This is a genomic window from Variovorax sp. GW821-FHT10D07 (assembly GCF_059415325.1).
On record NZ_JBWKMZ010000002.1, the window covers coordinates 786,625 to 812,148 of the forward strand.

Below are 25,524 nucleotides of genomic sequence, written 5' to 3' on the forward strand. Positions count from 1 at the left end.
TCGGTGGTGGTCACCAGGTGCGGCCACAGCCGCCGCGCGAGCCCGAACAGCGGCGTGAGCAGCACGATGCCCGCCTTGTACAGCGGCGTCTTCGTGTTGGCGCCGTGCAGCGGCTGGATCGCGCCGGGCCTGAACATGTAGGCGGCCCTGAACGGCAGCTTCAGCAGCGCGTTCTCGGTCGCGCCCTTCACGCGCGCCCACATGCTGCGGCCGCGCTCGCTGCTGTCGGTGCCCGAGCCGGTCACGTAGGCGAAGGTCATCTGCGGGTTGAGCCGCGCGAGCACGGTGGCGGCGGCCAGCGTGAGGTCGTAGGTCACGCGCCGGTACGCCTCCTCCTTCATGCCGACCGAGGACACGCCGAGGCAGAAGAAGCAGGCGTCGAAGCCCGTGAGTTGCGGCTCGGCCGCCGTGTAGTCGTACATGTCGCTCAGCACGAGATCACGCAGCTTGGGATGCTGCTGGCCGCTGGGCCGGCGGCCGACGGCCACGACCTCCGCCACGTCGGGAGCGAGCAGGCATTCGCGCAGCACGCCGAAACCGACCATGCCGGTGGCGCCGAAGACGAGGACTTTCATGGGAGGGCCGGCCCCGCGGGCCGCGTGTGTGGACAGGCCGAGTAGATCAGGCCGCCCGCGGCACTGTAAAGAGCGCGGGCTTCTTCTCGAGCACCGCCACCATCAGCTCGGCATGCAGGCTCGAGGGCTGGGGCGCCGGCAGCGCGGTCAGCATGCGCGACAGCGTCTCGGCATGCGGCAGCAGCGGACCGAGGAAGCGCGTGCCCGCGGCATCGGCCACCAGGAGGGTCGGGAAGGTCTCGACGTCGAACTCGTCGGCGATGTCGGCATGGTCCTCGATGTCGACCCAGGCGAAGCGCAGCCCGGGATGCGCGCGCGCCACCTGCTCGAACAGCGGCCGGTAGTCGCGGCAGGTGCCGCACCACTCGGCGCACAGGCACACGACCCAGGGCGCGCCGCCGGCCGGCACGGCGGAATCGGGGGTGGAAGGCAGGGCGCTCAAGGCTCGTACGTGGGCAGAAGGGGGAAGAAAGACCCGGGTGGTGCACCCGGAAGGTCGTGGCTATTATGGACAAAGCCCCTCCGGGGCGCAGGAGACGCACGATGAACACCTCCACCGCCACCCCCCCTGGCAGCGCCGCGCCCGCGAGCGTCGATCCGCGCCAGTTCAAGAGCTTCGCGGAGTTCTATCCCTTCTACCTGACCGAACACGCCAACCGCACCTGCCGGCGGCTGCATTTCGCGGGCTCCACGCTGTCGCTGGCCTGCCTCGCGATGCTGGTGCTGACGCTCAATCCGCTGTGGCTGCTGGCCGGACTGCTGGTCGGCTACGGCTTCGCCTGGGTCGGGCATTTCGGCTTCGAGAAGAACAAGCCGGCCTCGTTCAAGCGGCCGCTCTACAGTTTCATGGGCGACTGGGCGATGTACCGCGACATCTGGCTGGGGCGGGTCAAGATCTGAGCCTTGCTCCTAGATCAATAGCACGTCACCCAGCCGCAGCGAGCGCAGCGGCCCCTTCTGCCACAGGTCCTCGAGCGGCTCGGCCTTGGGCATCAGCAACGCCTCGAGCAGCGGCTCGATCGGCGTCGACGGGTCGGCCAGCAGCACGTAGCGCGGATCGCCGCCATCGCCGTCCTCGGCCAGCGGCGCGATCCAGTCGAGCGCCACCAGGGTCTCGAGCACCGGTACCAGCTGCAGCGCGTCGACGCGCATCGAGGCCACCAGCCGCGCCGCGCCCACGCCCTTGTCGGGCGTCGCGCGGGCCCGGGCAAGCTGCTGCAGCACCTCCATCGCGAGCTGCAACGGCCAGCCGGCGCCGCCGCCGCGCCGGGCCACGCCGGTCAGGATGCTCGGCAGGTAGGCCGCGATCACCGCGCCCAGCAGCACGATGACCCAGGCCACGTAGATCCACACCAGCAGGATCGGGAAGGTGGCGAAGGCGCCATAGAGCACCGAGTAGGTCGGCACCAGGCTCAGGTAGTAACCCAGCACCCGCTTGGCGATCTCGATCGCCGCCGCCACGAACACGCCGCCGGCCCAGGCATGCGACCAGCGCACGTTGGTGTTGGGCACGTAGTGGTAGAGCGAGGCCATGCCGGCGGCCAGCAGCACGAACTCGAAGGCGTCGAAGAACAGCTTGACCACGCTCACCCCGACCACGTCGCGCGAGGCCGCGAACACGTAGGAGGTGGTGGACAGGCTCACCGCCAGGATCAGCGGCCCGAGCGTGATCGTGGCCCAGTAGATCAGCACCCGCTGCGCGAAGGGCCGCGGCGAACGCACGCGCCAGACGTTGTTGAGCGTCTTGTCGATGGTGAGGATCAGCGCGATGGCGGTGATCAGCAGCACGATCAGGCCCGCGATCCCCAGGCCGCTGGCCTTGCTCGCGAACTGGTTGAGGTAGCCCAGCACCTGGCGCGCGATGTTCTCGGGGATCAGGCTCTCGATCAGCCAGCGCTGCAGGCGGCCCTGCATCTTGGCGAACATCGGGAACACGGTGAACAGCGCGAGCGCCACCGTGAAGAACGGCACCATCGCGATGGTGGTGGTGAAGGTCAGGCTGCTGGCCGTGAGCCCGAGGCGGTCTTCGCGAAAACGCTCGCTGAGCACCGCGGCGGTGTTTCGCCAGGGAAAACGGGAGAGATCCCTCCAGAGCTGACGACGATTCATGGCCGGTATCATGCCATCCGCCTTTTCCGTTTCGCCACGCGGCGCCCCCGGGATCGCATCCCCTGTCCTTCTTCACCGTCGCCCGCCCGTGCCCATCGCCTCGCCCCCGCCCTCCTCCGTCGCCGCCACCCGCTGGCTCGCGGTCGGCAGCCTCGTCGGCCTGATCGTGCTGGGCCTGGCCTGGGAACTCTGGCTGGCGCCGCTGCGCCCCGGCGGTTCGCTGATGGCGCTCAAGGTGCTGCCGCTCGCGATCCCGCTGGCCGGCCTGCTGAAGAACCGCATGTACACCTACCGCTGGGTCAGCCTGATGGTCTGGCTCTATTTCACCGAGGGCGTGGTGCGCGCCTGGAGCGACACCAACGGCATCAGCCAGCTGCTCGCGCTGGTCGAGGTGCTGCTGTGCCTCGTGCTCTTCGTCGCCTGCGCCTGGCACGTCCGCCTGCGGCTGCGCCACGCCAAGGCCGCCGCCCGTCCCCTGGAGGCTTCCACCCCATGACCCCTTCCGCTTCTTCCGCCGCCCTGCTCGAGCGGCTGCGCGCCATCGTCGGCGCCAACCACCTGCTCAACGAGGGCGACCTCACGGCCTACGAACAGGACTGGCGCAAGCGCTCGCGCGGCAAGGCGCTGGCCGTGGTGCGCCCGGCCGACGCGCAGCAGGTGGCCGAGGTGGTCAAGGCCTGCGCCGAGGCCGGCACCGCCGTGATCCCGCAGGGCGGCAACACCGGCCTGGCGGTCGGCTCCATTCCCGACGACAGCGGCACGCAGGTGGTGCTGAGCCTGCAGCGGCTCAACGCCATCCGCGAGATCGACGCGGCCAACCTCACGATGACGGTGGAATCGGGCTGCATCCTGCAGACCCTGCAGGAGACCGCCGAGAAGGCCGGCTACCTGTTCCCGCTGAGCCTCGCGGCCGAGGGCAGCTGCACCATCGGCGGCAACCTCGCGACCAATGCCGGCGGCACGCAGGTCGTGCGCTACGGCAACACGCGCGAGTTGTGCCTGGGCCTGGAAGTGGTCACGCCGCAGGGCGAGATCTGGCACGGCACCAGCGGCCTGCGCAAGGACAACACCGGCTACGACCTGCGCGACCTGTTCGTCGGCAGCGAGGGCACGCTGGGCATCATCACGGCCGCGACCATGAAGCTCTACCCGCTGCCGGCCGCGCAGCTCACGGCCTGGGCCGCCGTGCCCTCGCTCGACCATGCGGTCACGCTGCTGGGCCTGGCCCACAAGCAGTTGGGCCCGGGCCTCACGGGCTTCGAGGTGATGGGCAAGTTCGCGCTGAGCCTGGTCGACAAGCACATGCCGCAGCTGCGCGTGCCCTTCATCGGCGACGAGAACGTGCCCTACTGCGTGCTGCTCGAGAACTCCGACAGCGAATCGGAGGACCACGCACGCGCGCGCTTCGAGGCCCTGCTCGAAACGGCGTTCGAGGACGGCTGCGTGACCGACGCCGTGGTGGCCGAGAACCTCGCGCAGGCGCACCAGCTCTGGCACATCCGCGAGAGCATCCCGCTCGCGCAGGCCGAAGAAGGCTTGAACATCAAGCACGACATCTCGATCCCCGTCTCGCGCATCCCGGCCTTCGTGGCCGAGACCGACGCGCTGCTGGCGCGCGAGATCGCCGGCGTGCGGCTGGTGAACTTCGGCCACCTCGGCGACGGCAACCTGCACTACAACGTGCAGGCGCCCGAGAACGTCGATACCAAGGCCTTCCTGAAGAACGAGGAAGACCGCATCAACACGCTGGTCTACGAGGCGGTCGAGAAGTTCGGCGGCTCGTTCTCGGCCGAGCACGGCGTGGGTTCGCTCAAGGTCGAGACGCTCGAGAAGCACAAGTCGCCGGTGGCGCTCGAGATGATGCGCGCGATCAAGCGCGGGCTGGATCCGAAGAACATCCTGAATCCGGGGCGGGTGATCCGGGTCTGAACGGGCGCCTCAGCACCCGAAGTCGCCAGGCCGCAGCTCGATCGCCTGCCCGTGCGGCGTGCGGTCGGCCGCGTGGTCCCAGGCCTCGCGGTAGCGCGCCAGCTCGTCGTGCGAACTCGCGCCCTTGCGCGCCACCAGCGTCTCGAGCGCGGCGAGCCAGTGCCGGTAGTAGGTGTCGCCCGCATCGGGGTCGCCCGCGGCCTGCGCGACCTGGATCTGCCCGGCCAGGGTCTCTGCCCACTCGCTCCAGCTGAACAGGCCCTTCTCGTGCAGCGCCAGCGTCATCGCGAAGGCCTGGGCCTGCCACGGCGCGCCGAACACCGGGCCGTCGGCGTCGCGTGGCATGCCGGGGGCCAGCATCCCGTCGGGGCATTGCGTCATTCGGCCGCCTCCAGGTAGCTTTCCCAGGCATCGACCGACACCGAGAGCTGCTGCGCCCGCGAGCCCCAGAGCTCGGCCTCCTCGAACACCACCGTGTAGAGCCACTGCGGCGCCTCGCCCGCGCCCTGCGCGTTGCTGTCGGCGAACACGTGCGCGCCATGCAGCCGCTCGATGGTGCCGCGCCGCCCCTGCACATAGCCCGGCAGCCGCGTGTGATGGTCGACGCGGCCCGCGCGCATGCGCACCGCCTGGCCGATCGCGAAGCGCGCGGGCGCCGCGGCCGGCCGCTCGGTGGGCGAGCCCCTGGCCAGCACCGCGGCCACGTCGGCCGCCTGCAGCACGCGCTTGACGGGCGCGGGCGCATGCAGCATGCGGCCCTGCGCGATCTCGTCCTCGAACAGCTGGCCGCGCTCGATCATCAGCCGCTCGAGCGCCGCGAGCCAAATCTGGTAGTAGCTCAGTTGCAGGTAGTGCGGCAAGGTCTCGCGCACGGCGCGGCTCGCATCGATGTTCCATGAACCGGTGGCGCCCATCGCGAGCACCAGCGCGAGCGCGCGCGGCTCCCAGTCGGCATGGAACAGCTCGCCCTCGGGCTCGGGCTGCACCGCGCCGAAGCCGGTGCGGCCGCCGAGGTCGGCCTGGGTCCTGTAGCTCATGGCTGGCTCCCGTGCCCCGGCGCATCGGCGAGCCGGGTGCCGATCATCGAATCGCGCGACACCAGCGCCGCGAGTTCCTCCTCGCCCAGGTGCTCCGTGCCCGCGGGCCGCTGCGGGATCACGAGGTAGCGCACCTCCGCGGTCGAGTCCCAGATCCGGATGCGCGTGGTTTCGGGCAGCACGGTGCCGAAATCCGCGAGCACGCCGCGCGGGTCGCGCACCGCGCGCGAGCGGTAGGGCGCGCTCTTGTACCAGGTGGGCGGCAGGCCGAGCACCGGCCACGGGTAGCAGCTGCACAGGGTGCAGACCACCATGTGGTGCTGATCGTCGCTGTTGGCCACCGCCACCATGTGCTCGCCCTGGCGACCGGTGTAGCCCAGCGAGGCGATGGCCGCGGTGGCGTCGGCCAGCAGCCAGTCGCGAAAGGCCGGGTCGACCCAGGCTTTGGCCACCACGCGCGCGCCGTTGCGCGGGCCGATGCGGGTCTGGTAGGTGTCGATCAGCGCGTCGAGCGCGGCCGGCTCGATATAGCCCTTCTCGGTGAGCACGCTCTCGAGCGCACGCACGCGCAGGTCCATCTCATCGAGTTCGCTGTGGTCATCGCCGTGGTCGTGGGTGTGTTCGCTCATGCCCCTCATGCTAAGCGCTGCGACCTACCAGCGGTAGGTCGCGGACGCCACCGCCTTGCGCCGCTCGCCGTAGAAGCAGCCGTAGGTGCACGAGGCGATGTAGGCCTTGTCGGCCAGGTTCGTGAGGTTGAACGCGTAGCGCCAGTGGCCGGTGTCGTACGACACCATCGCGTCGAACACGGTGTACGAGGGCACGATGCCGTTCACGTAGAGCCCGGTGGAGGCGCCCACGTAGCGCACGCCCAGCCCCGCGCGCAGGCCCGGCGCGCCGGCCGCGCCGAAGTCGTACTCGCCCCAGGCCGAGAAGGTGTTGTAGGGCACGTTGCCGCGCCGCTTGCCGATGTTGGCGGCGGTGGTGTCGGCGGTGACGCGCGCGTCGGTGTAGGCATAGGCGGCGATCAGGCTGGCCGAGCGGCCGATGCGCGTGCGCAGCTCGATCTCCAGCCCGCGCGAGCGCACTTCGCCGGTCTGCACCGAGAAGCCGGTGTCGACGGGGTCGGTCGACAGCACGTTCTGCTGCCGGAGCTGGTAGACGGCGGCGCTCAGCAGGGTGTCGCTGCCCGGCGGCTGGTAGCGCAGGCCGAGCTCGTACTGCTCGCCGCGCGTGGGCTCGAAGCGCGCGCCCATGCGGTCGACGCCGCTCTGCGGCTGGAACGACTGGCTGAAGCTCGCGAACGGCGCGAGGCCGTTGTCGGCCAGGTAGACCAGGCCGGCGCGGCCGGTGGTGGCCGAGGTCTTCTCCTTCGAGTTCGCGGTCTCGCCGTCGACCGGCACCTGGCGGTCGGTGACGCGGTCGTGCCGCGCGCCGAGCACCACCACCCAGCGCCCGGCGATCTTCATCTGGTCCTGCAGGTACAGCCCGGTGGCATTGCCGGCCATGTCGGGGAAGTAGGTGTTCGGTACCGGCGCACCCGCGACGTAGACGTAGTTCGGCGCGTAGTAGTTGAACTGGGTCGCGATCTCGCGCGACGCGCGCCGCGTGGTGTAGGACTGGTAGGTGGTGTCCGCGCCGGCCAGCAGCGTGTGCGCGACGGGGCCGGTGTCGACGCGGTACTCGAGCGAGGTGTCGGTGGTGCGCGCGCGCGAGCGGTCGCGGCGGTCGTAGTACTCATGGAAGGTGGAGCTGGCGCCGTCGGGGCTCACGCCGGCAGCGGCGGTGCTCGGGAAGTCGACCTCCGAACGGAAGGCATGCGCGCTGTGGCGCAGCTTCAGGCGATCGCTGAAGGCATGCTCGAAACGGTAGCCGACGGCGGTGTTGGTGCCGGCGTAGCGGTCGCGCCCCGGCGTGCCGGTGTAGCGGCTGCTCGGCACCGGTCCGTGGATGTTCGGCAGGATCGTGACGCCGCCGGCCAGCCCGTACACGTAGTCGGTGCGGTTGCGCAGGTACTCGGCCTGCAGCGTGAGCGAGGTCGCCGCGCTCGGCTGCCAGCGGATCGCGCCCGACAGGAAGCGCCGGTCATCGGGCACGTGGTCGATGAAGGTTTTGCTGTCACGCACGAGGCCCGTGAGCCGGTAGCTCAGCGTGCCCTGCTCGTCGAACTTGCCGCCGAAGTCGCCCTTGATCTGGCGGCGGTCGCGGTTGCCGAGCTCCACGCCCAGCTCGCGCAGCGGCTCGGCCGTGGGCTGCTTGGTGACGGTGTTGACCACGCCGCCGGGCGCGGCCGTGCCGTAGAGCAGCGAGGCCGCGCCCTTGAGCACCTCGGCGCGCTCGAGCCCGTAGAGCTCCTGCTGGCCGTCGTAGGCGTTGACCATGAACTTCGAGCCGTCGCGGTAGAGGCTGCCCGTACCGGCGCCGGCCTGGAAGCCGCGGATCACGAACGAGTCGGTGGTGCGGTCGGCGCCTTCCGAGCGCCTCACGCCGGCCGTGTAGTTGAAGGCGTCGACCAGGCTGGTGGGCTGCTGGGCCTCGATCTGCTCGGCCGTGACCACCGAGATCGACTGCGGCGTCTCGAGGATCGGCGTGTCGGTCTTGGTGCCGGCCGAACTCTGGCGCGCGATGTAGCCGTCGGCCGGTCCGCCGGCGGCGCCGCGCTCGGCATTCACGCGCACCTCGGCGAGCATGGCCGACGGCGCGGGCGCCACCACCTGCGGCGCGGTGGGCGCGGCCGGCGCGCCCGCGCGCACGGTGTAGCCGCCCGCGTCGGTCGGCAGCAGCTCGAGGCCGCTGTCGGCCAGCGCGCGACGCAGCGCCTGCGGCGCGTCGTAGCGGCCGCGCACCGGTGCCGAGGCGCGCTGGCCGACCAGCGCGGCATCGACCGTCAGCGCCAGCCCGGCCTCGCGCGCGATGCGGTTGAGCGTGGCGCCCAGCGGGCCGGGCGGCAGGTCGTAGTCGCGCAGCACGGGGGCGGCCTGCGCCTGCGCGCGGACCGCGGTCGGCAACAGGGCCGGCATGGCGGTGGCGAACAGCAGCGCGGCGACGAGCGGGGTCGGACGGAACGGGAAGGACGAGGACAAGACGGGACTCCAGGCAGGGGAAGGACGAGGGTTCTCTTCCTGCTTGCCGGACGAGGTTCGAAAAGTGAGAGGGGGCGGCCGAAAAAAATCCGGCGCCGCTCCGATCCAGGCTTCAGCGCGGCGCCTGCCTCGGCTCGATGCGCAGCCACCAGCGCGTGCTGCCCACCAGCTCGACCGGCAGCGCCGCGGTGAGCGCCAGCAGCGCCTTGTCGGTGTCGTCCAGCGGCAGCGTGCCGGTCACGCGCAGGCCGGCCACGCGCGGATCGACCGCGAGGTGGCCGGGCCGGTAGCGCGCGAGCTCGGCCACCACCTCGGACAACGGCTGGTCGTCGACCACCAGCATGCCGTCCTTCCAGGCATCGGCGTCGGGGCGCGCGGGGCCGGGGGTGCCGGCGCCGTCGGCGTGCAGGTCCAGGCTCTGGCCCTGCTGCACGACGCGTTCGCCTTCGCAGGCCCGTGCCGGATCGGCCGCGCAGGCGGCCGGCCGTGCCGCCACCGCGGACTGCGTGACCGTGAGCCGCGTGCCGGCGCCGTCGTCGAGACGGCGCACGACGAAGCGCGTGCCCAGCGCGCGCAGGCTGCCCTCTGGTGTCAGCACGACGAAGGGACGCTGCTCGGCCGCGTCGCCATGGGCGGTCTCGATGGCGATCTCGCCCGCGCGCAGCACGATCGCGCGCCGGCTGCCATCGAAGGCCAGGTCGACCGCGCTGCGGGTGTCGAGGTGCAGCACGCTGCGGTCGGGCAGCACCACGGTGAGCCGCTCGCCGGTGCCGGTTCGGTAGCCGGCGCTCAGGGTGGCCAGCGGTTCGAAGCGGTCAACGGCCCCGAGCCCCAGCAGCAGCGCGGCCAGCAGCCCCAGCACGCCTGCCGACTGCTTCCAGCGCCGCGCGGCGCCGCGGCGCACCAGCGCCGAACGCACGGCCTCGCTGCGCGCGGGCGCCAGTTGCGCATCGAGCTCGCCGAGCTGGGCCCAGGCGCGCCGGTGGTCGGTGTGGGCGTCGAGCCAGCGGCGCAGGCCTTCGGCATCGCGCGCGTCGGCCTCGCCCGAGCCCATGCGCAACTGCCAGCCGATCGCCGCGTCGAGCACGGCCGCGGACACCGGCAACGACGCCGAGGCCTGCGCGCTCATGCCGCCGACGCCGGCAGCGCGACGCCGAAACGCAGTTCGTAGCCGCGGCGCGCGGCCGTCGCCAGGTACTGCCGCACGCGCGGCACCGACACGCCGAGCTGCCGGGCGATCTCGGCATGGGTCATGCCGTCGAGCCGGCTGTGCAGCCAGGCGGCGCGGGTCTTGGGCGTGAGGCTCGCGAGCAGCGCATCGAGCGCGCGCAGCGCCTGCACCGCCTGCAGCTGCTCCTCGGGCGAAGGATAGAGGGCCGGCGGCAGCGCCGCGAGGTCGGCGAGGTAGGCGCGCTCCAGGTCAACGCGGCGGAAGCGGTCGATCAGCAGGCCGCGCGCCACCGTCGTCAGGTAGGCCCGCGGCTCCTTCATCTCGACCGGCACCGCCTGCTGCGGCCGCGCGGCCAGCAGCCGCACGAAAGCATCGTGCGCGAGGTCGGCCGCATCCTCGGCGCAGCCCAGCCGGCGGCGCAGCCAGGCCTGCAGCCAGCCGTGATGGCTGCGGTAGAGCACCTGGAGGCTGTCGTCGAGGGCCGGGGCGGACACGGGTTGCGCTTGCGGAATGTTGAGAATAGTTCTCATCTTATAGTCTTGGCCTGCCCGGCCAGCCGCCGGCCCCTCATCCGAATAAGATTCGGGGCTCCAGCCCCGCCGTCCCGGGCGCGCCGTTGCCGCCGCCCTCCACCGCCATGACCCAACGCCCCATCCGCTCCCAGTACGAAGACTTCATGCGCCACGTCGACACCCACGGCGTGTACAAGAGCGACCGCACCGGCACCGGCACCAGGAGCGTGTTCGGCCACCAGATGCGCTTCGACCTCAACGAGGGCTTCCCGCTGGTCACCACGAAGAAGGTGCACGTGAAGTCCATCATCCAGGAGCTGCTGTGGTTCCTGACCGGCTCGAGCAACAACAACTGGCTCAAGGAACGCGGCGTCACCATCTGGGACGAGTGGGCGCGCGAGGACGGCGACCTGGGCCCGGTGTACGGCGTGCAGTGGCGCAGCTGGCCCACGCCCGACGGCGGCCACATCGACCAGATCGCCGAGGTCGTGAAGACGCTCAAGTCCAACCCCGATTCGCGCCGCATCATCGTGAGCGCCTGGAACGTGGCCGAGCTCTCGAAGATGGCGCTGATGCCCTGCCACGCCTTCTTCCAGTTCTACGTGGCGCCGCCGCAGAACGACGGCGAGCGCGGCCGGCTCAGCTGCCAGCTCTACCAGCGCAGCGCCGACATCTTCCTCGGCGTGCCCTTCAACATCGCGAGCTATGCGCTGCTCACGCACATGATGGCGCAGCAGTGCGACCTCGACGTCGGCGACTTCATCTGGACCGGCGGCGACTGCCACATCTACAGCAACCACGCCGAGCAGGTCGCGCTGCAACTGAGCCGCGAGCCCTACCCCTATCCCACGCTGCGCATCAAGCGCAAGCCCGACTCGATCTTCGACTACCAGTACGAGGACTTCGCGTTCGAGGACTACCGGCACCACGACCCGATTAAGGCGCCGGTGGCCGTCTGAGGCCCGTGGCCTCCCGCTGAACCGGGCGCTCCCTTGAGCACGGCCGCGCAGGACCATCCGGCCGCCCCTTCCCCCGGCCCGCGCGCCGCGCTGGCCTTCATGGCCGTGCTGGCCGAACTGAGCTTCGTGGGCGCCTCCATGCTCGCGTGGGCGCCGCTCATCCTGCTGCAGGCGATCTTCCTCGGCCCGACGGTGGCCGCGGTGGTGGGCGCCGCCTTCGTCCTCGGCACCTGGTGGGTGGTGCAGCCCCCGGCGCCGCCGGCCCCGGTCCTGCTGCGCCGCGAGCAGGCGCCGGCGCTGTTCGCGTCGCTCGACGCGCTGCGCGAACGCCTGGACGCACCGCCGCTGCATGGCGTGGCGCTGGTCGACGAGCTCAATGCCGCGGCCCGGCTGTCGGGCGGCTTCCTCTCGCTGGTCGGCGGCCGCCGCACCTTGCTGCTCGGCGTGCCGCTGCTGCGGCTGCTCGGCCCGCAGGAGGCCCTGGCGGTGATCGCGCACGAGCTCGGCCATTTCTCGCGCCACCACGGGCGGCTCGGCCACTGGATCTACATCGTGCGGGCCAAGTGGGACGTCTACCTCGACAGCGACCCCGCGCACGATTCGGGCATCGACCGGCTGCGGCGCTGGATCGCCTCGGCCTTCCTGCCGCGCTTCATCCGGCTGTCGATGCAGCGTTCGCGCGCCTGCGAGTTCGAGGCCGACGCGCTGGCCGCGCGCGCCTGCGACGCCACCAGCCTGGTGCAATCGCTGGCCCGGCTCGAGCTGGCCGATGCGTTGATGCGCGACGGCCTGCGCACGCGGCTGCACGAACTGCAGGCGGCCTCGATCCATCCGCCGGCCGCCTTCTGGGACCTGGTCGCCGACAGCCTGCGCGACGAACCCGCGGCGCGCCAGGCCGCGGCTCTCGAGGCCGGCAGCCGGCGCCCGGCACGCCGCAACGACTCGCATCCACCGCTGGCCGAACGGGCCGACGCGCTCGGCGAGCCGGTGGCGCCGCCATCTTGGACCGACGCTCCCTGTGCCGGCGAAAGCCTGCTGGGCCCGCTCTGGCGCGAGACTTTCGATGGCGCCAATGCGCGCTGGTCCGAGCAGATCGCGCCGGCATGGCGGCTGCGCCACCTGCACCTCGCGGCACTGCGTGCCGGCCCCGATCCGGCCAACACCGCCATCGACCCGCGCCAGTACACGCTGCAGCGCTTGCAGGCCGACGACGAGATCGCCGCCTCCGAACAAAGCCTCGCGGCCCTGCGCCAGCATGCGCAGTCGCAGCCCGACGACGCCCCCGCCCAGTACGCGCTGGGCCTCGCGCTGCTGGCGCGCGAACGGCCCGAGGGCATCGAGCAGGTGCGCGTCGCGATCCGGCTCGACCGGCGTTTCGCGGTGGCCGGCTATGGCGCGATCCTGTCGCAGCTCGAGCTGCACGGCAGCGAGGCCGAGCTCAGCGAGTTCACCAGGCGCCGCGCCCTCGCGGCCGAGAAGCTGGAATCGCTCGACACCGGCCTGTGGCAGCACCTGCTGAAGGAGGAGCTCGCGGCACCGCCGCCCTGGGCCCGCGTGCTGCTGCTCGAAGCCATCGCCGAAGACCGTGCGCTCGATGCCTGCTGGGTGCTGCGCACCGAGCGCAGCAACGACGCGGGGCAGCGCTTCACGCTCAACATCTTCGTGGCGCGCGTGTGCCATGACCTGATGGCGGCCGACGAGGTCGACGAGGACCTGCTGGCCGCGCGCTACGGCAGCTACCTGCGCACCCTGTTCCCGCACAACGAACTCGCGCGCGTCATGCTGCGCTTCGACACCGAGGTCTTCCATCCGCCGCTGCTCGAGCGCTTCGCGCGCCTTCCCGGCTGCGAAATCCGCCGGCCCACGCGGCCGATCAACGTGGACGTGGTCAGAATAGACTCGCTCTGAATACGTCCCGCCTGCCATGAACCTCAACCTCATCTTCGCGCGCGCCGCCAACGGCGTCATCGGTGCCGCCAACACCATCCCCTGGCACCTGCCCGAGGACATGGCGCACTTCAAGGCGCGCACGCTGGGCGCGCCGGTCATCATGGGCCGCAAGACCTGGGACTCGCTGCCGCCGCGCTTCCGGCCGCTGCCGGGGCGGCGCAACATCGTGGTCACGCGCCAGGCCGGCTGGCAGGCCGAGGGCGCGCAGCGCGCGGGCAGCCTGCGCGAGGCCATCGAAGTCTGCGAGCGGCTCGAGGCGCCCGATGTCTGGGTCATCGGCGGCGCGCAGATCTATGCCGAGGCCGAGCCCTTCGCGCGCCGCGCGCTGGTCACCGAGATCGCGCGCGACTACGAGGGCGATGCCTTCGCGCCGGTGCTCGACGCCAGCGCCTGGCGCGAGACGCAGCGCGAGTCGCACGTGTCGGCCAAGGACGGCCTGGCCTTCAGCTTCGTGACGTACGAGCGCGTCACGGCCGGCGCATGACACTGGCGTTGCGCCGGCGCACGCTGCTGGCCGGCGCGGCGCTGGCGGCCAGCGGCATCACGCCTGCGCTGGCGGCCGAGCCGATGGAGCCCGACGAGGAGGCGCTGTTCATGAACGGCACCGCGCGGCCCACCGACGACGGCCGGCTCGAGGTCGACATCCATGCCTGGGTCTACGAGCGCGAGCGCCGCTGGGGGCTCAATGCCGCCTTCGCGCGCTACCTCGGCCTCAACCTCAAGAAGCTCTCGCCGGCCGCGCAGCTGCGCTTCAACCAGCGCACCGCGCTGTTCCATGCCGAGTCGGAGGACGGCAAGGTGTTCGACGTGGAATTCGACGGCAGCCCCGGGCGCAAGACCATGCCGCCCTCGGGCGCCGACGGCCGCGTCAACGTGCGGCAGGTGATCGAGGTGCCGCGGCTGTCGCCCACGCAGCAGTGGCTCGAGTTCCACGCGGTCACCGGCCCCGGCGAACTGCTGCACCGTTTCCGCGGCCGCGCGCTGATCGTGCCGGCACAGGGCCTGTCGGTGATCTCGGACATCGACGACACCATCAAGCGCACCCAGGTGCGCGAGCGTCGCGAGATGCTGCTCAACACCTTCGCGCGCCGCTTCGAGCCCGCGCCCCACATGGCCGGCTGGTACCGCGCGCTCGCGCAGGCGCCCGATACGCGCTTCCACTACCTGTCGGCCAGCCCGATCCAGCTCTATCCGCCGCTCGCGGAGTTCGTGCGCGAAGCGGGCTTTCCGCCGGGCAGCATGCACCTGCGCGAGAGCACGACCTGGCGCACGCTGATCCCGGCCGACGAGGATTCGCGCGCCCACAAGCTCGGCGTGATCGCGCGCCTGCTGGCCGACTTCCCGCAGCGCCGCTTCGTGCTGGTCGGCGATTCGGGCGAGGCCGATCCCGAGATCTACGCCAAGGTGTTCCGCGACAACCCCGGGCGCATCGACGGCATCGTGATCCGCGACGTCACCGGCGAAGGCCGGCTGTCGGAGCGCTACCGCGCCACCTTCGAGGGCATCGATCCGGTGATGTGGCACCTCGTCGCGCCCGACACGACGGCGTGGCCGATGCAGGCGCAGACCCAGGCCGCGCGTTAGAGCCTTGCGCGCGGCGTGCTCGCGCTGCGGTGCACAAGAATTCCCATGCCCGATCGTGACGGCCCGCACGATCGATGCGTGCACGAGGCCGATGGCCCCTCTCCTCCTGCCAACCGCGGTGATAGCGTCCTTGGCGGTCTCCAGAAAAACTTTCGAAACGAGTTTTTCTGGATTCCTTCCATGGATCAACGCTTCATATGCAGGGAGAAACAAACATGATCGAACTCGTCGACCCGAGCGACAGCCGCGCCGTGCGCAACAAGAACAACATCCTGGGCTTCTACGAACTGGTGATCAACCAGAAGAAGGCCGAAGAGTCGGTGCACCGCTTCGTCAGCGCCGCCTATGTCCAGCACAACCCCCTGATCGGCGATGGCGCGCAGGCCTTGGGGGAATTCTTCGGCAAGCTCACCAGGGAGCGCGTGCTGGCCCGCGTCGTGGTCCACAAGATCGCCGCCATCGGCGACCACGTGTGGGCCCACGTGGAATTCCTGAACCTGTTCAATGACGATCCGGAAGACACCGGGATTGCCGGCGTCGACATCTACAAGATGGATGCCGACGGAAAGGCGATCGAGCATTGGGACACGCTGCAGCCCGTGGGCCATCCGAAGAATTCGGTCCCCTGGCTCGCACCGAACATCCAGCGCGCCAATTCGAACGGCATGTTCTGACAGGCGCTCGCGACACCGCTGGAAACGAAGCGCCGCGCCACGCGCGACGCTTTACGAAAAAGAGTGCTTCCGTACTGCCGGACTGCCAGCTGACATAGGCACGAGCGGCGCAGGGTTTAGTCTGTCCTAAGAGTTTCTGCGCACAATGTCACGGACCCATTGCCATCAACGTTCAAGGAGAAGGCACATGTCCATGGAGTTTCTTCGGACCATCGCCGAGCAGAAATTGCCATACGTCGTGCACGCGCCCGCCGAGATCGACAAGCTGCGCGTGCTGCGCGCCGCGGACCTCGTGACGGCCTTCATTCCCCCGTCCGAGCGCCATCCCCAAGGCCGCGCGATCCGCCAGCTGGCCCAGGTCGAGAGCATCACGGCCAAGGGCATGCTGGCGCTCAACAAGGCGACCTCGGCATTCATCGAGCTGTAGCACGCCAGGCTTCGGGCGAACAACCGAACTGGGTGCCGAACCAGCGGGTGAAGGCACTGTGCGTGCTGTAGCCCAGCATCGCCGCCACCTCGCCCAGGCTGTGGCGGCCATTGGCCACGTAGCGCCGCGCGAGTTCCTGACGGACGTCATTGACCAGTTGCTTGAAGGTCAGCTCGCGCGCATCGAGCTGGCGCTGCAAGGTACGCATGCTGAGCCCCAGGCCCTGCGCCACCGACTTGCAGGTGGCCCGCCCCGCCGGCAGCATCAGGTAGATGGCCTTGCGCACCTCCTGGTCGATCGAGCGCTCGCGCTCGCCGGGAACGGCATCGATCAGCTTGCGCGCATAGGCCGCCAGCACGGGATCGCCGCCCGAATTGGGCACGTCGAGGTCCGCCGCGCGGCACACCAGTCCGTTGAAGCTGCCGTCGAACTCGACCGGGCACTGGAAGAAGCGGCGATGAAAGGACGCATCGGCCGGCGGCCCATGGCTGAAGCTCACGCTGGCCGGACGCCACCGGTCGCCCAGCAAGGCCGCGCACATCCGGTAGAGCACCCCGATCGCGAGTTCGATCGACTGCCGCGCCGGCACCGACACGGCCAGCTCCTCGCGCAGCAGCACCAGCTTGCCGACGTCCTCGACCTGGATCGCCAGCCTCTCGTTGAGCAGGTGCAGGTGCTCGATCAGCGTGAGCAGCACCTGGCGCAAGGTCGGCTGGTGCATCAGCAGCAGGCTCAGCACACCGAAGTTCGATAGCTGGCGCCGCGCGGCGATGCGCAGTCCGAAGGACTCGCAGCCCGTGTCGCGCGCCGCGTCCTCGAACAGGCGGGCCACGCGGTCGGCCTCGATCAACTGGTCCGGCTCGCGCAGCATCCTGGCGCGCAGCCCGGCCCTGCGCAGCGCCGCGCCGGGGTCGTGGCCAAGCTCCTGCGCGAGCTCCGAGAAGTTCGTCAGCGCCGCCGCGCGCACCAGTGCCGTCATGCCGAGCCTTTCCGGGGTGGCGGGAATTCTGGCACCAAATGCACAGCGATTGGCACCGAATGCAAAGCGCCGCGAGGGGGCGACTCCTACAGTTGCCCCATGCCCGCACCCCGGAGGCCGGGGCGGGCAGACCGCAAAAAAGAACGGAGACAAGACATGCGCATCGAAGCGTTGACCTGCGCCATCGGCGCCCAGCTCAGTGGCGTCAGCCTGGCCGACGCGGCCCGGGACGACGGCCTGTTCGAGGAGATCCGGGCGCTGCTGCTGCGGCACAAGGTGCTGTTCCTGCGCGACCAGAAGATCGGCCGGGCCGAGCACGTGGCCTTCGCGCGGCGCTTCGGCGAACTGGAGGACCACCCGGTCGCCGGCAGCGACCCGGAGCACCCGGGGCTGGTGCGCATCTACAAGACGCCGGAGGCGCCCAACGACCGCTATGAGAACAGCTGGCACTCCGACGCCAGCTGGCGCGAGACGCCGCCGATGGGCTGCGTGCTGCGCTGCGTCGAATGCCCGCCCGTGGGCGGCGACACGATGTGGGCCAACATGGCGCTGGCCTACGAGCGCCTGCCCGAGCACGTGAAGGAGCTGATCGCGCCGCTGCGCGCCCGCCACAGCATCGAGTGCACCTTCGGCGCGGCGATGCCGATCGCCCAGCGCCTCGCGCTCAAGGCCCGCTATCCCGATGCGGAGCACCCCGTGGTGCGCATCCATCCCGAGACCGGCGAGCGGGTGCTGTACGTCAACGGCTTCACGACGCACTTCACCAACTTCCACACGCCCGCCAACGTGCGCTACGGCCAGGATTTCACGCAGGGCGCATCGGCGCTGCTGCAGTACCTGATCAACCAGGCCGCCATCCCCGAGTACCAGGTGCGCTGGCGCTGGCAGCCCGACAGCGTGGCGATCTGGGACAACCGCGCCACGCAGCACTACGCGGTGATGGACTACCCGCCCTGCCACCGCAAGATGGAACGCGCCGGCATCGTCGGCACGCCGACCGCCTGAGCCTCCCATCCCCTTCGAACCACCCGCATCCCCGGAGCCCCCGATGAACTTCCTCGACGGTCACCTGTTCCCCGAAAACCAGCAGCCGCTGATCATCACCGCCGCCCCCTACGCGCCGTCCTGGCTGCCTTCGGACTTCCCCGGCGAGATCGCCGTGACGATGGACGAGCAGATCCAGAAGGCGGTGGACTGCTACGAAGCCGGCGCCACCGTGCTGCACCTGCATGTGCGCGAACTCGACGGCAAGGGCTCCAAGCGCCTGTCCAAGTTCAACGAGCTGATCGCCGGCGTGCGGGCGCGCGTGCCCGAGATGATCATCCAGGTCGGCGGCTCGATCTCGTTCGCGCCCGAGAGCGAGGGCGCGGCCGCCAAGTGGCTGTCGGACGACACGCGCCACATGCTGGCCGAGCTCGACCCCAAGCCGGACCAGGTCACGGTGACGATCAACACCTCGCAGATGAACATCCTCGAGCAGTTCGACCTGCGCGACATCCGCGGCACCTCGATGGAGGACCCGGTCGTCTTCAACGCCTACAAGGAGATGACGGTGCCGGCGCAACCGGGCTGGGCCGAGGAGCACATCCGTCGCCTCAGCGCCGCGGGCATCCAGAGCGCCTTCCAGTGCTACAACATCAACAGCTTCGAGTCGGTCGAGCGGCTGATGCGCCGCGGCATCTACAAGGGCCCGCTGGTGCTCAACTGGGTCGCGATCGGCGGCGGCATGGACGCGCCGAACATCTACAACCTCGCGAACTTCGTGCGCGCGGTGCCCGACGGCGCGGTGCTCACGGTGGAGAGCTCGGTGCTCAACGTGCTGCCGGTCAACATGATGGGCATCGCCATGGGCCTGCACGTGCGCTGCGGCACCGAGGACAACCTCTGGAACCAGTCGCGCACCGCCAAGATCGGCACCGCCGCGCAGGTCGAGCAACTGGTGCGCATCGCGCGCGAATTCGGCCGCCCGATCGCCACCGCGCAACAGGCGCGCGAGATCTCGCAGATCGGCGTGTTCCACGACACGGTGGAAGAGACGCTGCGGGCCAACGGCTTCGCGCCCAACCGCAACGGCGGCCAGCAGGGCTTCCTGCGCAAGGCCGCCTGAACCTCCACGCACCGGAGCAGCCATGCCGCGCCTCACGCACCTCGCCGCCCTGCTCGTCGCCGCCGCGTCGGCGCTGGGCTCGCCCTGGACCCACGCCTACACCGACAAGCCGGTCAAGATGATCGTTCCCGCGCCGCCGGGCGGCACCATCGACGTGCTCGCGCGCATCGTGGGCGACCAGCTCTCGCGCGACATCGGCCAGCCGGTGGTGGTCGAGAACAGGCCGGGCGCCGGCGGGGCGATCGCCGTCAAGTACCTGCTGTCCCAGCCGGCCGACGGCCAAACGCTGATGATGACCGCCAGCAACGTGCTCACCGAGGTGCCGCACGTGCTCAAGGGCGGCTTCGATCCGCTCAAGGACGTGCAGCCGGTCGCGCTGATGGCGCGCTCCTCGCTGCTGCTGATCGCCTCGCCGCAGTTCCCGGCCAGGGATGCGAAGGAGGCCATCGCCTATGTGAAGGCCCATCCGGGCCAGGTCTCATACGCCTCCTACAGCGCCGGCACGGCCTCGCAGTACGCGGGCGCCATCCTCAACCAGGCGGCCGGGCTCGACATGCAGCACGTGCCCTACCCCGGTTCCGCGCCCGCGCTGGCGCAGGTCATGGGCGGCCAGGTGCCGCTGATGTTCGACGGCTCGGTCACGGCCCGGCCGCTGATCGCCGCCAACAGGGTGCGGCTGCTGGCGGTCGCGACCCAGGCCCGGCTGCCCGAATTTCCCGCCGTGCCCACCTTCGCCGAACTCGGCTACCCGGCGCTCGACTTCGCCAACTGGACCGGCGTGATCGCGTCCTCGCAGATGCCGGCGCCGCTGGTCGAGAAGATCCACGCGGTGCTGCGCAAGGTCGCGGCCAACCCGGCGGTGCGCGCGAGCGTGGCCAACGCCGGCTTCGAACCGATGGCCGACCGCACCCCCGCGCAGGCCCGCGACGAACTGCGCGAGGAGTTCACCCGCAACGCCGGCATCGTCAAGCGCTACGACATCCGCCTGAACTGAAGACCCTCCAGAACAACGAGGAGACATCGCCATGCCCCAAGCCATCCGCTTCCACGAGACCGGCGGTCCCGAGGTCCTGCGGCTCGAGAACGTCGAGGTCGCGGACCCCGGTCCCGGCCAGGCGCGCGTGCGCCACAGCTTCATCGCGGTCAACTTCATCGACATCTACTTCCGCACCGGCCGCTATCCGCTGGCGCTGCCCGACGGGCTGGGCTCGGACGCGGTCGGCGTGGTGGAGGCCGTCGGCCCCGGCGTGACGGAGGTCAAGGCCGGGGATCGCGTGGGCTACCTCACGGGCCCGCAGGGCGCCTACTCGCAGGTCCGCGTGATGCCCGCCGCGGTGCTGATCCCGCTGCCCGAGGGCCTCTCCGATCGCAGCGCCGCCACGCTGATGATGAAGGGCATGACGGCGCAGTACCTGTTCCGCCAGGTCCGTCCGCTGCAGGCCGGCGAGACCATCCTCTACCACGCGGCCGCCGGCGGCGTCGGCCTGATCGCCTGCCAGTGGGCGCGCGCCCTGGGCGTCACGATGATCGGCACCGTCAGCACCGACGAGAAGGCGGCGCTCGCCCGGGCCGCCGGCTGCGCCCACGTCATCGTGACCGCGCGCGAGAACACCGTCGAGCGCGTGCGCGAGATCACCGGCGGCCGCGGCGTGCCGGTGGTCTACGACTCGGTGGGCAAGGACACGCTGATGGATTCGCTGGACTGCCTGCAGCCGCGCGGCACGCTGGTCAGCAACGGCACCTCCTCGGGCTCGGTGGTGATCGATTCGCAGCTGCTCGCGGCCAAGGGCTCGCTGTGGATGACGCGGCCCGCGATGGCGCACTACATCCAGCCGCGCGCCCACATGCTCGAGATGGCGCGCGAGCTGTTCGACCACGTGCTGGCCGGGCGCATCGTCAGCGAGCCGCAACGCAGCTTCGCGCTCGCCGATGCGGCGCAGGCCCATCGCGCGCTCGAGTCGCGCCAGACCGCCGGATCGACCGTGCTGGTCCCCTGAGGAAGCCCGCCATGAAGACCACCACGCTGGCCCTGTCGCTGCTGGCCGCGACGGGCGGTGCCGCCGCGCAATCCTCCCTCACCGTGTTCGGCGTCGTCGATGCCGGCATCAGCCACTACAACACCCGCAGCCGATCCTGGGGCCTCGCGGCGCCGCGCCAGGCCAGGCAGAGCCAGACCGCGCTCTCGCCCTCGGGCTACGCGTCCAGCCGGCTGGGCTTTCGCGGCACCGAGGACCTGGGCGACGGCCTCGCGGCCGGCTTCTGGCTCGAGGCGCCGCTGGCCAACGACAACGGCGGCGGCATCGGCAACTTCGGCCGCCGTTCCACCCTGAGCCTCTCGGGACCGTTCGGCGAGTTGCGCCTGGGCCGCGACTACACCGCCTCGTTCTGGAACGACGGCGTGTTCGATCCCTTCGGCGTCAACGGCGTCGGCACCAACCTGGTCGCCGTGGTCAACAGCAACCTCGCCGCCTCGCGGGCGCTCGCCACCGGCGGCCTGCTCAACGGCGCGCTCTCCGCCGGCACCGACAGCTACCTGCGCACCAGCAACGCCCTCAGCTACTTCCTGCCGCCGGGGCTCGGCGGCTTCTACGGCCAGGTGCAGTACGCCTTCCACGAGAACGTGAAGGCGAGCGATGCGAGCGACAGCCCGTCCGGGCGCGGCCGCTATGCCGGCGCGCGCGTGGGATGGACCGGCGGTCCGGCCGACGTGGCGCTGGGCTACGGCGAGAGCACGCTCGTGAGCGCCGCGCCCGGCGGCGAGAAGATCAGGAGCCTGAACCTCGGCGGCTCCTACGACTTCGGCGCGGTGAAGCTGTTCGGCGAATGGTCCCGCGTGCGGAACGCGCGCGACGACGCCGGCCCGTTCGGCAGCCGGGCCACCGACCGCTACGACGGCTTCGTCGCCGGCCTGAACATGCCGGTGGGGCCGGGCCTCGTGCGCGCCTCGTTCGCGCGCGTGAATTTCAGCAACGGCAACGGCGTGCCCGGCGGCAGCGCCTCGGTCGACAAGCTGGCGCTGGGCTACGTGCACAACCTGTCGAGGCGCACCGCGCTCTATGCGACGGTGGCGCGCATCGGCATCCGCGACGGCCACAACAACCCGGGCGTGATGGGTGTCACCCCGCTGGTGCTGAGCTTGCCGGCGATCTTTCCGCAGGCGGCCTACGTCACCAAGGGCGGCATGGAACCGCGCGGCGCGACCGGCTACGACGTCGGCATCCGGCACGCCTTCTGATCGCGCGGGACCCGCGGGTCAGCGCCCGCGGCCACCGGCCTTCCTCGCGTCGAAGCCGAGCATCTTCATCGCCGCATTCGGGCTGCGCGCCCCCTTCGCATAGCCCTGCCACGGCGCATTGCCGCGATCGAGCCGCGTGTGGATGTCGCGCAAGGTCCAGTGCGCGCCGCCGCGCAGCTCGGGCACCTCGTCCCACGCCACCGGCACCGACACGCCCATGCCCGGCCGCGCGCGCAGCGACCAGGCGCTGACCGTGGTCGCGCCGAAGCCGTTGCGCAGGTAGTCGATGAAGATGCGGCCCACGCGGTTCGAGGGCCCGCTCTTCGCCACGAACAGTTGCGGCAAGGTGCGCGCCATGTGGCGCACGATGGCCTGCGAGAAATCCTTCACCGCGTCCCAGCCATGCACGCGGCGCAGCGGCACCACCACGTGCAGGCCCTTGCCGCCGCTGGTCTTGCAGAAGGGCACGAGTCCGAGCTCGACCAGGATCACGCGCATCAGCTCCACGGCCTGCAGCATCGCGGGCCAGTCGACGCCCTCGCCGGGGTCGAGGTCGAAGGTCATGCGGTCGGGCTTGTCGATCGCGGACTTGACGGCGTTCCAGGTGTGCAGCTCGATCACGTTCATCTGTGCCGCGCCCGGCAGCCCGAGCGCCGCCGCCACCTCGATCAGCGCGGGATGTTCGGGCCACAGCGCGGCATCGAGCTGGCGAATGCCATCGATGCTGCCGTCCTCGAGATGCTTCTGGAAGAACAGCTGCCCGCCGATGCCGCGCGGCGCGCGCACCAGCGACACCGGCCGGCCGCGCAAATGCTCCATCATCAGCGGCGCGACCAGGCCGTAGAAGCGCACCACCTCGACCTTGGTGATGCCGCTCGAGGCATCGACCACGCGCTCGGCATGCGAGACCTTGAAGTTCGCGGGCAAGGTGGCGGCCGGGCCTTTCGTCTGGGTCTTCGCCTGGGTCTTCGCCTGCTCCCGGTCCGCCGCGCGCGCGGGCACCGGCGCCTCGCGCACGATCTGCTTCGCGGGCTTGTCGCCGCGCAATGCATGGAACACCGGGTGGCGCACATGGCCGTCCTGCGTCCATTCCGAGAACGTGACCTCGGCCACCAGCACCGGCTTCACCCAGTGCGCGCGGCGCTCGTTCTCGATGCGCTGCTTGAACGGACGTCGGTCGATGGCCAGGGGCTTCAGTCGCGCGAAGATCTCGGCCAGCGAGCGCTCGTTGAAGCCCGTGCCCACGCCGCCCGCGAACACCAGCTCGCCGTGTTCGTCATGCACGCCGAGCAGCAGCGAGCCGAAGCCCGTGCGCGAGCCCTGCGGGTCGGTGTAGCCGGCGATCACGAACTCCTGCCTGCGCGCGCACTTGAGCTTGATCCAGTCGGGCGAACGGCGCGAGCGGTAGGCGCTGCCGCGCCGCTTGCCGATCACGCCCTCGAGCCCGATGCGGCAGGCCGAGGCCACGATGTCCTCGGGCGGCGCGTCGAAGACCGCGCTGAAGCGGATCTCGGGCGGCGGATCGGCGAGCAGCCGCTCAAGCAGCGCGCGCCGCTCGACCAGCGGCACGGCCCGCAGGTCGTGGCCGTCGTAGTACGGCAGGTCGAACAGGAAATAGACGATGTCCTGGGTGCGCGTGCTGTCGAAGGCGCTCTGCAGTGCCTGGAAGTCGGTGCGGCCGGCCTCGTCGAGCACCACGATCTCGCCGTCGAGCCAGCCCGGCTTGAGCTTCATGCGCTGCAGCGCGCGCACCAGGTGCGGCATGCGATCGCTCCAGTCATGACCGTTGCGCGTGAACAGGCGCACCGTCTTGCCCTCGATGCGCGCGAGCAGCCGGTAGCCGTCGAACTTGATCTCGTAGACCCAGTCGCCGGGATCGGGCGGCGGCCCGTCGACCAGCGTGGCGAGCACCGGCGCGAGCTTGGACGGAGGCTCGGCCTCGACGGCTTCTTCGGGCCACTCGGAACGCTTTCGCGCCGCCTTCTTCGCGGCGGGCTTCGACACTGTGCCCGCCCGCGGCATCGCGAGCGCGGCCACGCTGTCGGGGAACTGGTCGACCACGCTGAATTCCGCGGCCTCGCGCGCGAACTCGTCGCGTTCCTTGATCAAGAGCCACGGATCGCCACTGCCCTCCTTGCGCGCCTTCATGCGCACCAGCGCCCAGCGGCCGCGCAGCTTGTGGCCATGCAGCTCGAACTTGATGTGGCCCGCGCGATAGTCCTTGCGCACATTGCCCAGCGGCACCCAGAAACCCTTGTCCCAGACGATCACCTTGCCCGCGCCGTACTGCTTCGCGGGAATCTCGCCCTCGAAGGCGTTGTACGACACCGGGTGGTCCTCCACATGCATCGCCATGCGCTTGTCGTGCGGGTCGTAGCTCGGCCCCTTGGGCACGGCCCAGCTCTTCATGGTGCCGTCGATCTCGATGCGGAAGTCGTAGTGGAGGCTGCGCGCCCAGTGCTTCTGCACCACGAACTGCAGCGCGCCGGACAGCGACTCGCCGCCCTCGGCGGGCTCGGGCGTGATGTCGAAGTTGCGCTTGGCCTGGTAGCGCTTCAGTGCGGCGGTGCGCGCCATGCGGGGGCGGGTGTCACTGCGGCGCCGGCGTCTGCGCCTGCCGCCGGTTGCTCGCCATCGTCTTCGCGGCGTCCAGGTGCGTCCTGAGCACCGGCAGCGTCTTCTCGGCGAAGGCGCGCAGGTCGGCATCGTTGGCGTCGCGCGCCATGTTCTCGAACAGGCGGATGTCGGCCTCGTGGTCCTGGATGCCCACGCGGTCCACATAGGCCCGGTCGAAGCCCTCGCCCGACAGGCCCTGCAGCGCCTCGATGCGCGCCTTCTTGTCGGCCGGAATCTCGGCCACCAGTTGCACCGACTTGCGCGCGGCCAGCTGGCGCAGTGCCTCGTTCGATTCGCCGTGGTGCTTCGCGAGCATCAACGCGTAGTCCTTCACCTCGGCGCTCACGGCCTTGGAGGCGGCGAGCTTCGAGACCTCGAGCTCGTAGAGGCCGGCGCCCGCGGCCAGGGTCATCAGGCTGCGGTCGGGGGCGCTCACTGCGCCGAGCGGCGCGGGCTGCGCGGCCGCCTGGGCGAGCTGCACAGCGGGTTCGGCCGCGAAGGCCGTGGCGGCGGCGGCCGTGCAACCGAGAACGACGCCGAACGCGATCGCACGGATGCGTGCTCGGGGGGAGTGGCT

Annotated in this window: 26 protein-coding genes; 14 read left to right on the top strand and 12 right to left on the bottom strand. The window is 70.7% G+C overall.

Features of this window, described 5'->3' with window-relative positions; translation table 11 throughout:
- On the bottom strand, window positions 1-575 hold a 575-nt coding region (locus AC07PU_RS08975), incomplete at its 3' end, for an NAD-dependent epimerase/dehydratase family protein (RefSeq protein ID WP_495316824.1).
- A gap of 46 nt (window positions 576-621) precedes the next feature.
- The gene (locus AC07PU_RS08980; RefSeq protein WP_093343242.1) at window positions 622-1,017 is read right to left on the bottom strand and encodes a thioredoxin family protein; all 396 of its coding nucleotides are present in this window, start codon (window positions 1,015-1,017) and stop codon (window positions 622-624) included.
- 101 nt (window positions 1,018-1,118) lie between these two features.
- Here AC07PU_RS08980 and AC07PU_RS08985 point away from each other — a divergent pair, with 101 nt between their 5' ends.
- Complete coding sequence (locus AC07PU_RS08985) at window positions 1,119-1,475, top strand: Mpo1-like protein (RefSeq protein ID WP_495316826.1); 357 nt, start codon at window positions 1,119-1,121, stop codon at window positions 1,473-1,475.
- A gap of 9 nt (window positions 1,476-1,484) precedes the next feature.
- On the opposite strand, the gene AC07PU_RS08990 is transcribed toward AC07PU_RS08985, so the two are convergent.
- The gene (locus AC07PU_RS08990; RefSeq protein ID WP_208507649.1) at window positions 1,485-2,696 is read right to left on the bottom strand and encodes a YihY family inner membrane protein; all 1,212 of its coding nucleotides are present in this window, start codon (window positions 2,694-2,696) and stop codon (window positions 1,485-1,487) included.
- Window positions 2,697-2,772: 76 nt separating this feature from the next.
- On the opposite strand from AC07PU_RS08990, the gene AC07PU_RS08995 reads away from it, so the two are divergent.
- On the top strand, window positions 2,773-3,180 hold the full coding sequence (locus AC07PU_RS08995; protein WP_093343246.1) for a DUF2069 domain-containing protein: 408 nt from the start codon (window positions 2,773-2,775) through the stop codon (window positions 3,178-3,180).
- A complete protein-coding gene (locus tag AC07PU_RS09000) occupies window positions 3,177-4,613 on the top strand; it encodes an FAD-binding oxidoreductase (RefSeq protein WP_495316829.1) in 1,437 nt (478 codons plus the stop codon). The genes AC07PU_RS08995 and AC07PU_RS09000 overlap by 4 nt, the downstream gene beginning before the upstream one ends.
- Window positions 4,614-4,622: 9 nt before the next feature.
- Here the strand turns inward: AC07PU_RS09000 and AC07PU_RS09005 are convergent, their stop codons facing one another.
- From AC07PU_RS09005 to AC07PU_RS09030, 6 genes are all read right to left on the bottom strand, one after another.
- Window positions 4,623-4,994: a nitrile hydratase accessory protein gene (locus tag AC07PU_RS09005; RefSeq protein WP_495316831.1), complete on the bottom strand. Its 372-nt coding sequence runs from the start codon at window positions 4,992-4,994 to the stop codon at window positions 4,623-4,625.
- Window positions 4,991-5,650 (bottom strand): nitrile hydratase subunit beta, encoded by a 660-nt coding sequence (gene nthB / locus AC07PU_RS09010; RefSeq protein ID WP_495316833.1) that lies wholly within the window; start codon window positions 5,648-5,650, stop codon window positions 4,991-4,993. Before nthB ends, AC07PU_RS09005 begins: the two co-directional genes overlap by 4 nt.
- Window positions 5,647-6,279, bottom strand: coding sequence for a nitrile hydratase subunit alpha (gene nthA, locus AC07PU_RS09015; protein ID WP_495316835.1), 633 nt, complete (start codon window positions 6,277-6,279; stop codon window positions 5,647-5,649). Before nthA ends, nthB begins: the two co-directional genes overlap by 4 nt.
- Before the next feature lie 24 nt (window positions 6,280-6,303).
- On the bottom strand, window positions 6,304-8,733 hold the full coding sequence (locus tag AC07PU_RS09020) for a TonB-dependent siderophore receptor (protein ID WP_495316837.1): 2,430 nt from the start codon (window positions 8,731-8,733) through the stop codon (window positions 6,304-6,306).
- A gap of 112 nt (window positions 8,734-8,845) precedes the next feature.
- On the bottom strand, window positions 8,846-9,862 hold the full coding sequence (locus tag AC07PU_RS09025) for a FecR domain-containing protein (protein ID WP_495316838.1): 1,017 nt from the start codon (window positions 9,860-9,862) through the stop codon (window positions 8,846-8,848).
- On the bottom strand, window positions 9,859-10,398 hold the full coding sequence (locus tag AC07PU_RS09030; RefSeq protein WP_495316840.1) for a sigma-70 family RNA polymerase sigma factor: 540 nt from the start codon (window positions 10,396-10,398) through the stop codon (window positions 9,859-9,861). The genes AC07PU_RS09025 and AC07PU_RS09030 overlap by 4 nt, the downstream gene beginning before the upstream one ends.
- 143 nt (window positions 10,399-10,541) lie before the next feature.
- Here AC07PU_RS09030 and AC07PU_RS09035 point away from each other — a divergent pair, with 143 nt between their 5' ends.
- The 6 genes from AC07PU_RS09035 (at window position 10,542) to AC07PU_RS09060 (ending at window position 16,010) form a co-directional block, all read left to right on the top strand.
- Entirely contained in the window at window positions 10,542-11,375 is an 834-nt protein-coding gene (locus tag AC07PU_RS09035) for a thymidylate synthase (protein WP_495316842.1), read from the top strand.
- 33 nt (window positions 11,376-11,408) lie between these two features.
- Window positions 11,409-13,283, top strand: coding sequence for a M48 family metalloprotease (locus AC07PU_RS09040; RefSeq protein ID WP_495316844.1), 1,875 nt, complete (start codon window positions 11,409-11,411; stop codon window positions 13,281-13,283).
- Between the two features lie 16 nt (window positions 13,284-13,299).
- Complete coding sequence (locus AC07PU_RS09045) at window positions 13,300-13,809, top strand: dihydrofolate reductase (protein WP_490875715.1); 510 nt, start codon at window positions 13,300-13,302, stop codon at window positions 13,807-13,809.
- Window positions 13,806-14,909, top strand: coding sequence for a phosphatidate phosphatase App1 family protein (locus AC07PU_RS09050; RefSeq protein ID WP_495316847.1), 1,104 nt, complete (start codon window positions 13,806-13,808; stop codon window positions 14,907-14,909). Before AC07PU_RS09045 ends, AC07PU_RS09050 begins: the two co-directional genes overlap by 4 nt.
- Window positions 14,910-15,124: 215 nt before the next feature.
- The gene (locus AC07PU_RS09055) at window positions 15,125-15,583 is read left to right on the top strand and encodes a nuclear transport factor 2 family protein (protein WP_490875717.1); all 459 of its coding nucleotides are present in this window, start codon (window positions 15,125-15,127) and stop codon (window positions 15,581-15,583) included.
- A 193-nt stretch (window positions 15,584-15,776) separates the two neighbouring features.
- Entirely contained in the window at window positions 15,777-16,010 is a 234-nt protein-coding gene (locus AC07PU_RS09060) for a hypothetical protein (RefSeq protein ID WP_281081207.1), read from the top strand.
- Here AC07PU_RS09060 and AC07PU_RS09065 read toward each other — a convergent pair.
- On the bottom strand, window positions 15,997-16,989 hold the full coding sequence (locus AC07PU_RS09065) for an AraC family transcriptional regulator (protein WP_495316850.1): 993 nt from the start codon (window positions 16,987-16,989) through the stop codon (window positions 15,997-15,999). The genes AC07PU_RS09060 and AC07PU_RS09065 overlap by 14 nt on opposite strands.
- 156 nt (window positions 16,990-17,145) lie before the next feature.
- Between AC07PU_RS09065 and AC07PU_RS09070 the strand changes: the two genes are divergently transcribed.
- The 5 genes from AC07PU_RS09070 to AC07PU_RS09090 are packed head-to-tail and all read left to right on the top strand — an operon-like array spanning window position 17,146 to window position 22,331.
- Entirely contained in the window at window positions 17,146-17,994 is an 849-nt protein-coding gene (locus AC07PU_RS09070) for a TauD/TfdA dioxygenase family protein (RefSeq protein WP_495316852.1), read from the top strand.
- A gap of 43 nt (window positions 17,995-18,037) precedes the next feature.
- Entirely contained in the window at window positions 18,038-19,096 is a 1,059-nt protein-coding gene (locus tag AC07PU_RS09075) for a beta-keto acid cleavage family enzyme (RefSeq protein WP_495316854.1), read from the top strand.
- Between the two features lie 22 nt (window positions 19,097-19,118).
- Window positions 19,119-20,090: a Bug family tripartite tricarboxylate transporter substrate binding protein gene (locus AC07PU_RS09080; RefSeq protein ID WP_296778510.1), complete on the top strand. Its 972-nt coding sequence runs from the start codon at window positions 19,119-19,121 to the stop codon at window positions 20,088-20,090.
- Window positions 20,091-20,121: 31 nt separating this feature from the next.
- On the top strand, window positions 20,122-21,093 hold the full coding sequence (locus tag AC07PU_RS09085) for a quinone oxidoreductase family protein (RefSeq protein WP_495316856.1): 972 nt from the start codon (window positions 20,122-20,124) through the stop codon (window positions 21,091-21,093).
- 11 nt (window positions 21,094-21,104) lie between these two features.
- Window positions 21,105-22,331 (top strand): porin, encoded by a 1,227-nt coding sequence (locus tag AC07PU_RS09090; RefSeq protein ID WP_495316858.1) that lies wholly within the window; start codon window positions 21,105-21,107, stop codon window positions 22,329-22,331.
- Window positions 22,332-22,349: 18 nt separating this feature from the next.
- Here AC07PU_RS09090 and ligD read toward each other — a convergent pair whose 3' ends face one another.
- Together ligD and AC07PU_RS09100 are read right to left on the bottom strand one after the other, a co-directional pair.
- Window positions 22,350-24,908 (bottom strand): DNA ligase D, encoded by a 2,559-nt coding sequence (gene ligD, locus AC07PU_RS09095; protein WP_495316860.1) that lies wholly within the window; start codon window positions 24,906-24,908, stop codon window positions 22,350-22,352.
- A gap of 13 nt (window positions 24,909-24,921) precedes the next feature.
- A complete protein-coding gene (locus AC07PU_RS09100; RefSeq protein ID WP_495316862.1) occupies window positions 24,922-25,428 on the bottom strand; it encodes a DUF4142 domain-containing protein in 507 nt (168 codons plus the stop codon).
- Between the last annotated feature and the right edge of the window lie 96 nt (window positions 25,429-25,524).

What these genes read in the sequence shown, in the direction of transcription:
- AC07PU_RS08985 (WP_495316826.1), top strand. Translation starts at nt 1,119, where the DNA reads ATGAACACCTCCACCGCCACCCCCCCTGGCAGCGCCGCGCCCGCGAGC.
- AC07PU_RS08990 (WP_208507649.1), bottom strand. Translation starts at nt 2,696, where the DNA reads ATGATACCGGCCATGAATCGTCGTCAGCTCTGGAGGGATCTCTCCCGT.
- AC07PU_RS09000 (WP_495316829.1), top strand. Translation starts at nt 3,177, where the DNA reads ATGACCCCTTCCGCTTCTTCCGCCGCCCTGCTCGAGCGGCTGCGCGCC.
- AC07PU_RS09005 (WP_495316831.1), bottom strand. Translation starts at nt 4,994, where the DNA reads ATGACGCAATGCCCCGACGGGATGCTGGCCCCCGGCATGCCACGCGAC.
- nthB (WP_495316833.1), bottom strand. Translation starts at nt 5,650, where the DNA reads ATGAGCTACAGGACCCAGGCCGACCTCGGCGGCCGCACCGGCTTCGGC.
- nthA (WP_495316835.1), bottom strand. Translation starts at nt 6,279, where the DNA reads ATGAGCGAACACACCCACGACCACGGCGATGACCACAGCGAACTCGAT.
- AC07PU_RS09025 (WP_495316838.1), bottom strand. Translation starts at nt 9,862, where the DNA reads ATGAGCGCGCAGGCCTCGGCGTCGTTGCCGGTGTCCGCGGCCGTGCTC.
- AC07PU_RS09035 (WP_495316842.1), top strand. Translation starts at nt 10,542, where the DNA reads ATGACCCAACGCCCCATCCGCTCCCAGTACGAAGACTTCATGCGCCAC.
- AC07PU_RS09045 (WP_490875715.1), top strand. Translation starts at nt 13,300, where the DNA reads ATGAACCTCAACCTCATCTTCGCGCGCGCCGCCAACGGCGTCATCGGT.
- AC07PU_RS09050 (WP_495316847.1), top strand. Translation starts at nt 13,806, where the DNA reads ATGACACTGGCGTTGCGCCGGCGCACGCTGCTGGCCGGCGCGGCGCTG.
- AC07PU_RS09055 (WP_490875717.1), top strand. Translation starts at nt 15,125, where the DNA reads ATGATCGAACTCGTCGACCCGAGCGACAGCCGCGCCGTGCGCAACAAG.
- AC07PU_RS09060 (WP_281081207.1), top strand. Translation starts at nt 15,777, where the DNA reads ATGGAGTTTCTTCGGACCATCGCCGAGCAGAAATTGCCATACGTCGTG.
- AC07PU_RS09065 (WP_495316850.1), bottom strand. Translation starts at nt 16,989, where the DNA reads ATGACGGCACTGGTGCGCGCGGCGGCGCTGACGAACTTCTCGGAGCTC.
- AC07PU_RS09070 (WP_495316852.1), top strand. Translation starts at nt 17,146, where the DNA reads ATGCGCATCGAAGCGTTGACCTGCGCCATCGGCGCCCAGCTCAGTGGC.
- AC07PU_RS09075 (WP_495316854.1), top strand. Translation starts at nt 18,038, where the DNA reads ATGAACTTCCTCGACGGTCACCTGTTCCCCGAAAACCAGCAGCCGCTG.
- AC07PU_RS09080 (WP_296778510.1), top strand. Translation starts at nt 19,119, where the DNA reads ATGCCGCGCCTCACGCACCTCGCCGCCCTGCTCGTCGCCGCCGCGTCG.
- AC07PU_RS09085 (WP_495316856.1), top strand. Translation starts at nt 20,122, where the DNA reads ATGCCCCAAGCCATCCGCTTCCACGAGACCGGCGGTCCCGAGGTCCTG.
- AC07PU_RS09090 (WP_495316858.1), top strand. Translation starts at nt 21,105, where the DNA reads ATGAAGACCACCACGCTGGCCCTGTCGCTGCTGGCCGCGACGGGCGGT.
- ligD (WP_495316860.1), bottom strand. Translation starts at nt 24,908, where the DNA reads ATGGCGCGCACCGCCGCACTGAAGCGCTACCAGGCCAAGCGCAACTTC.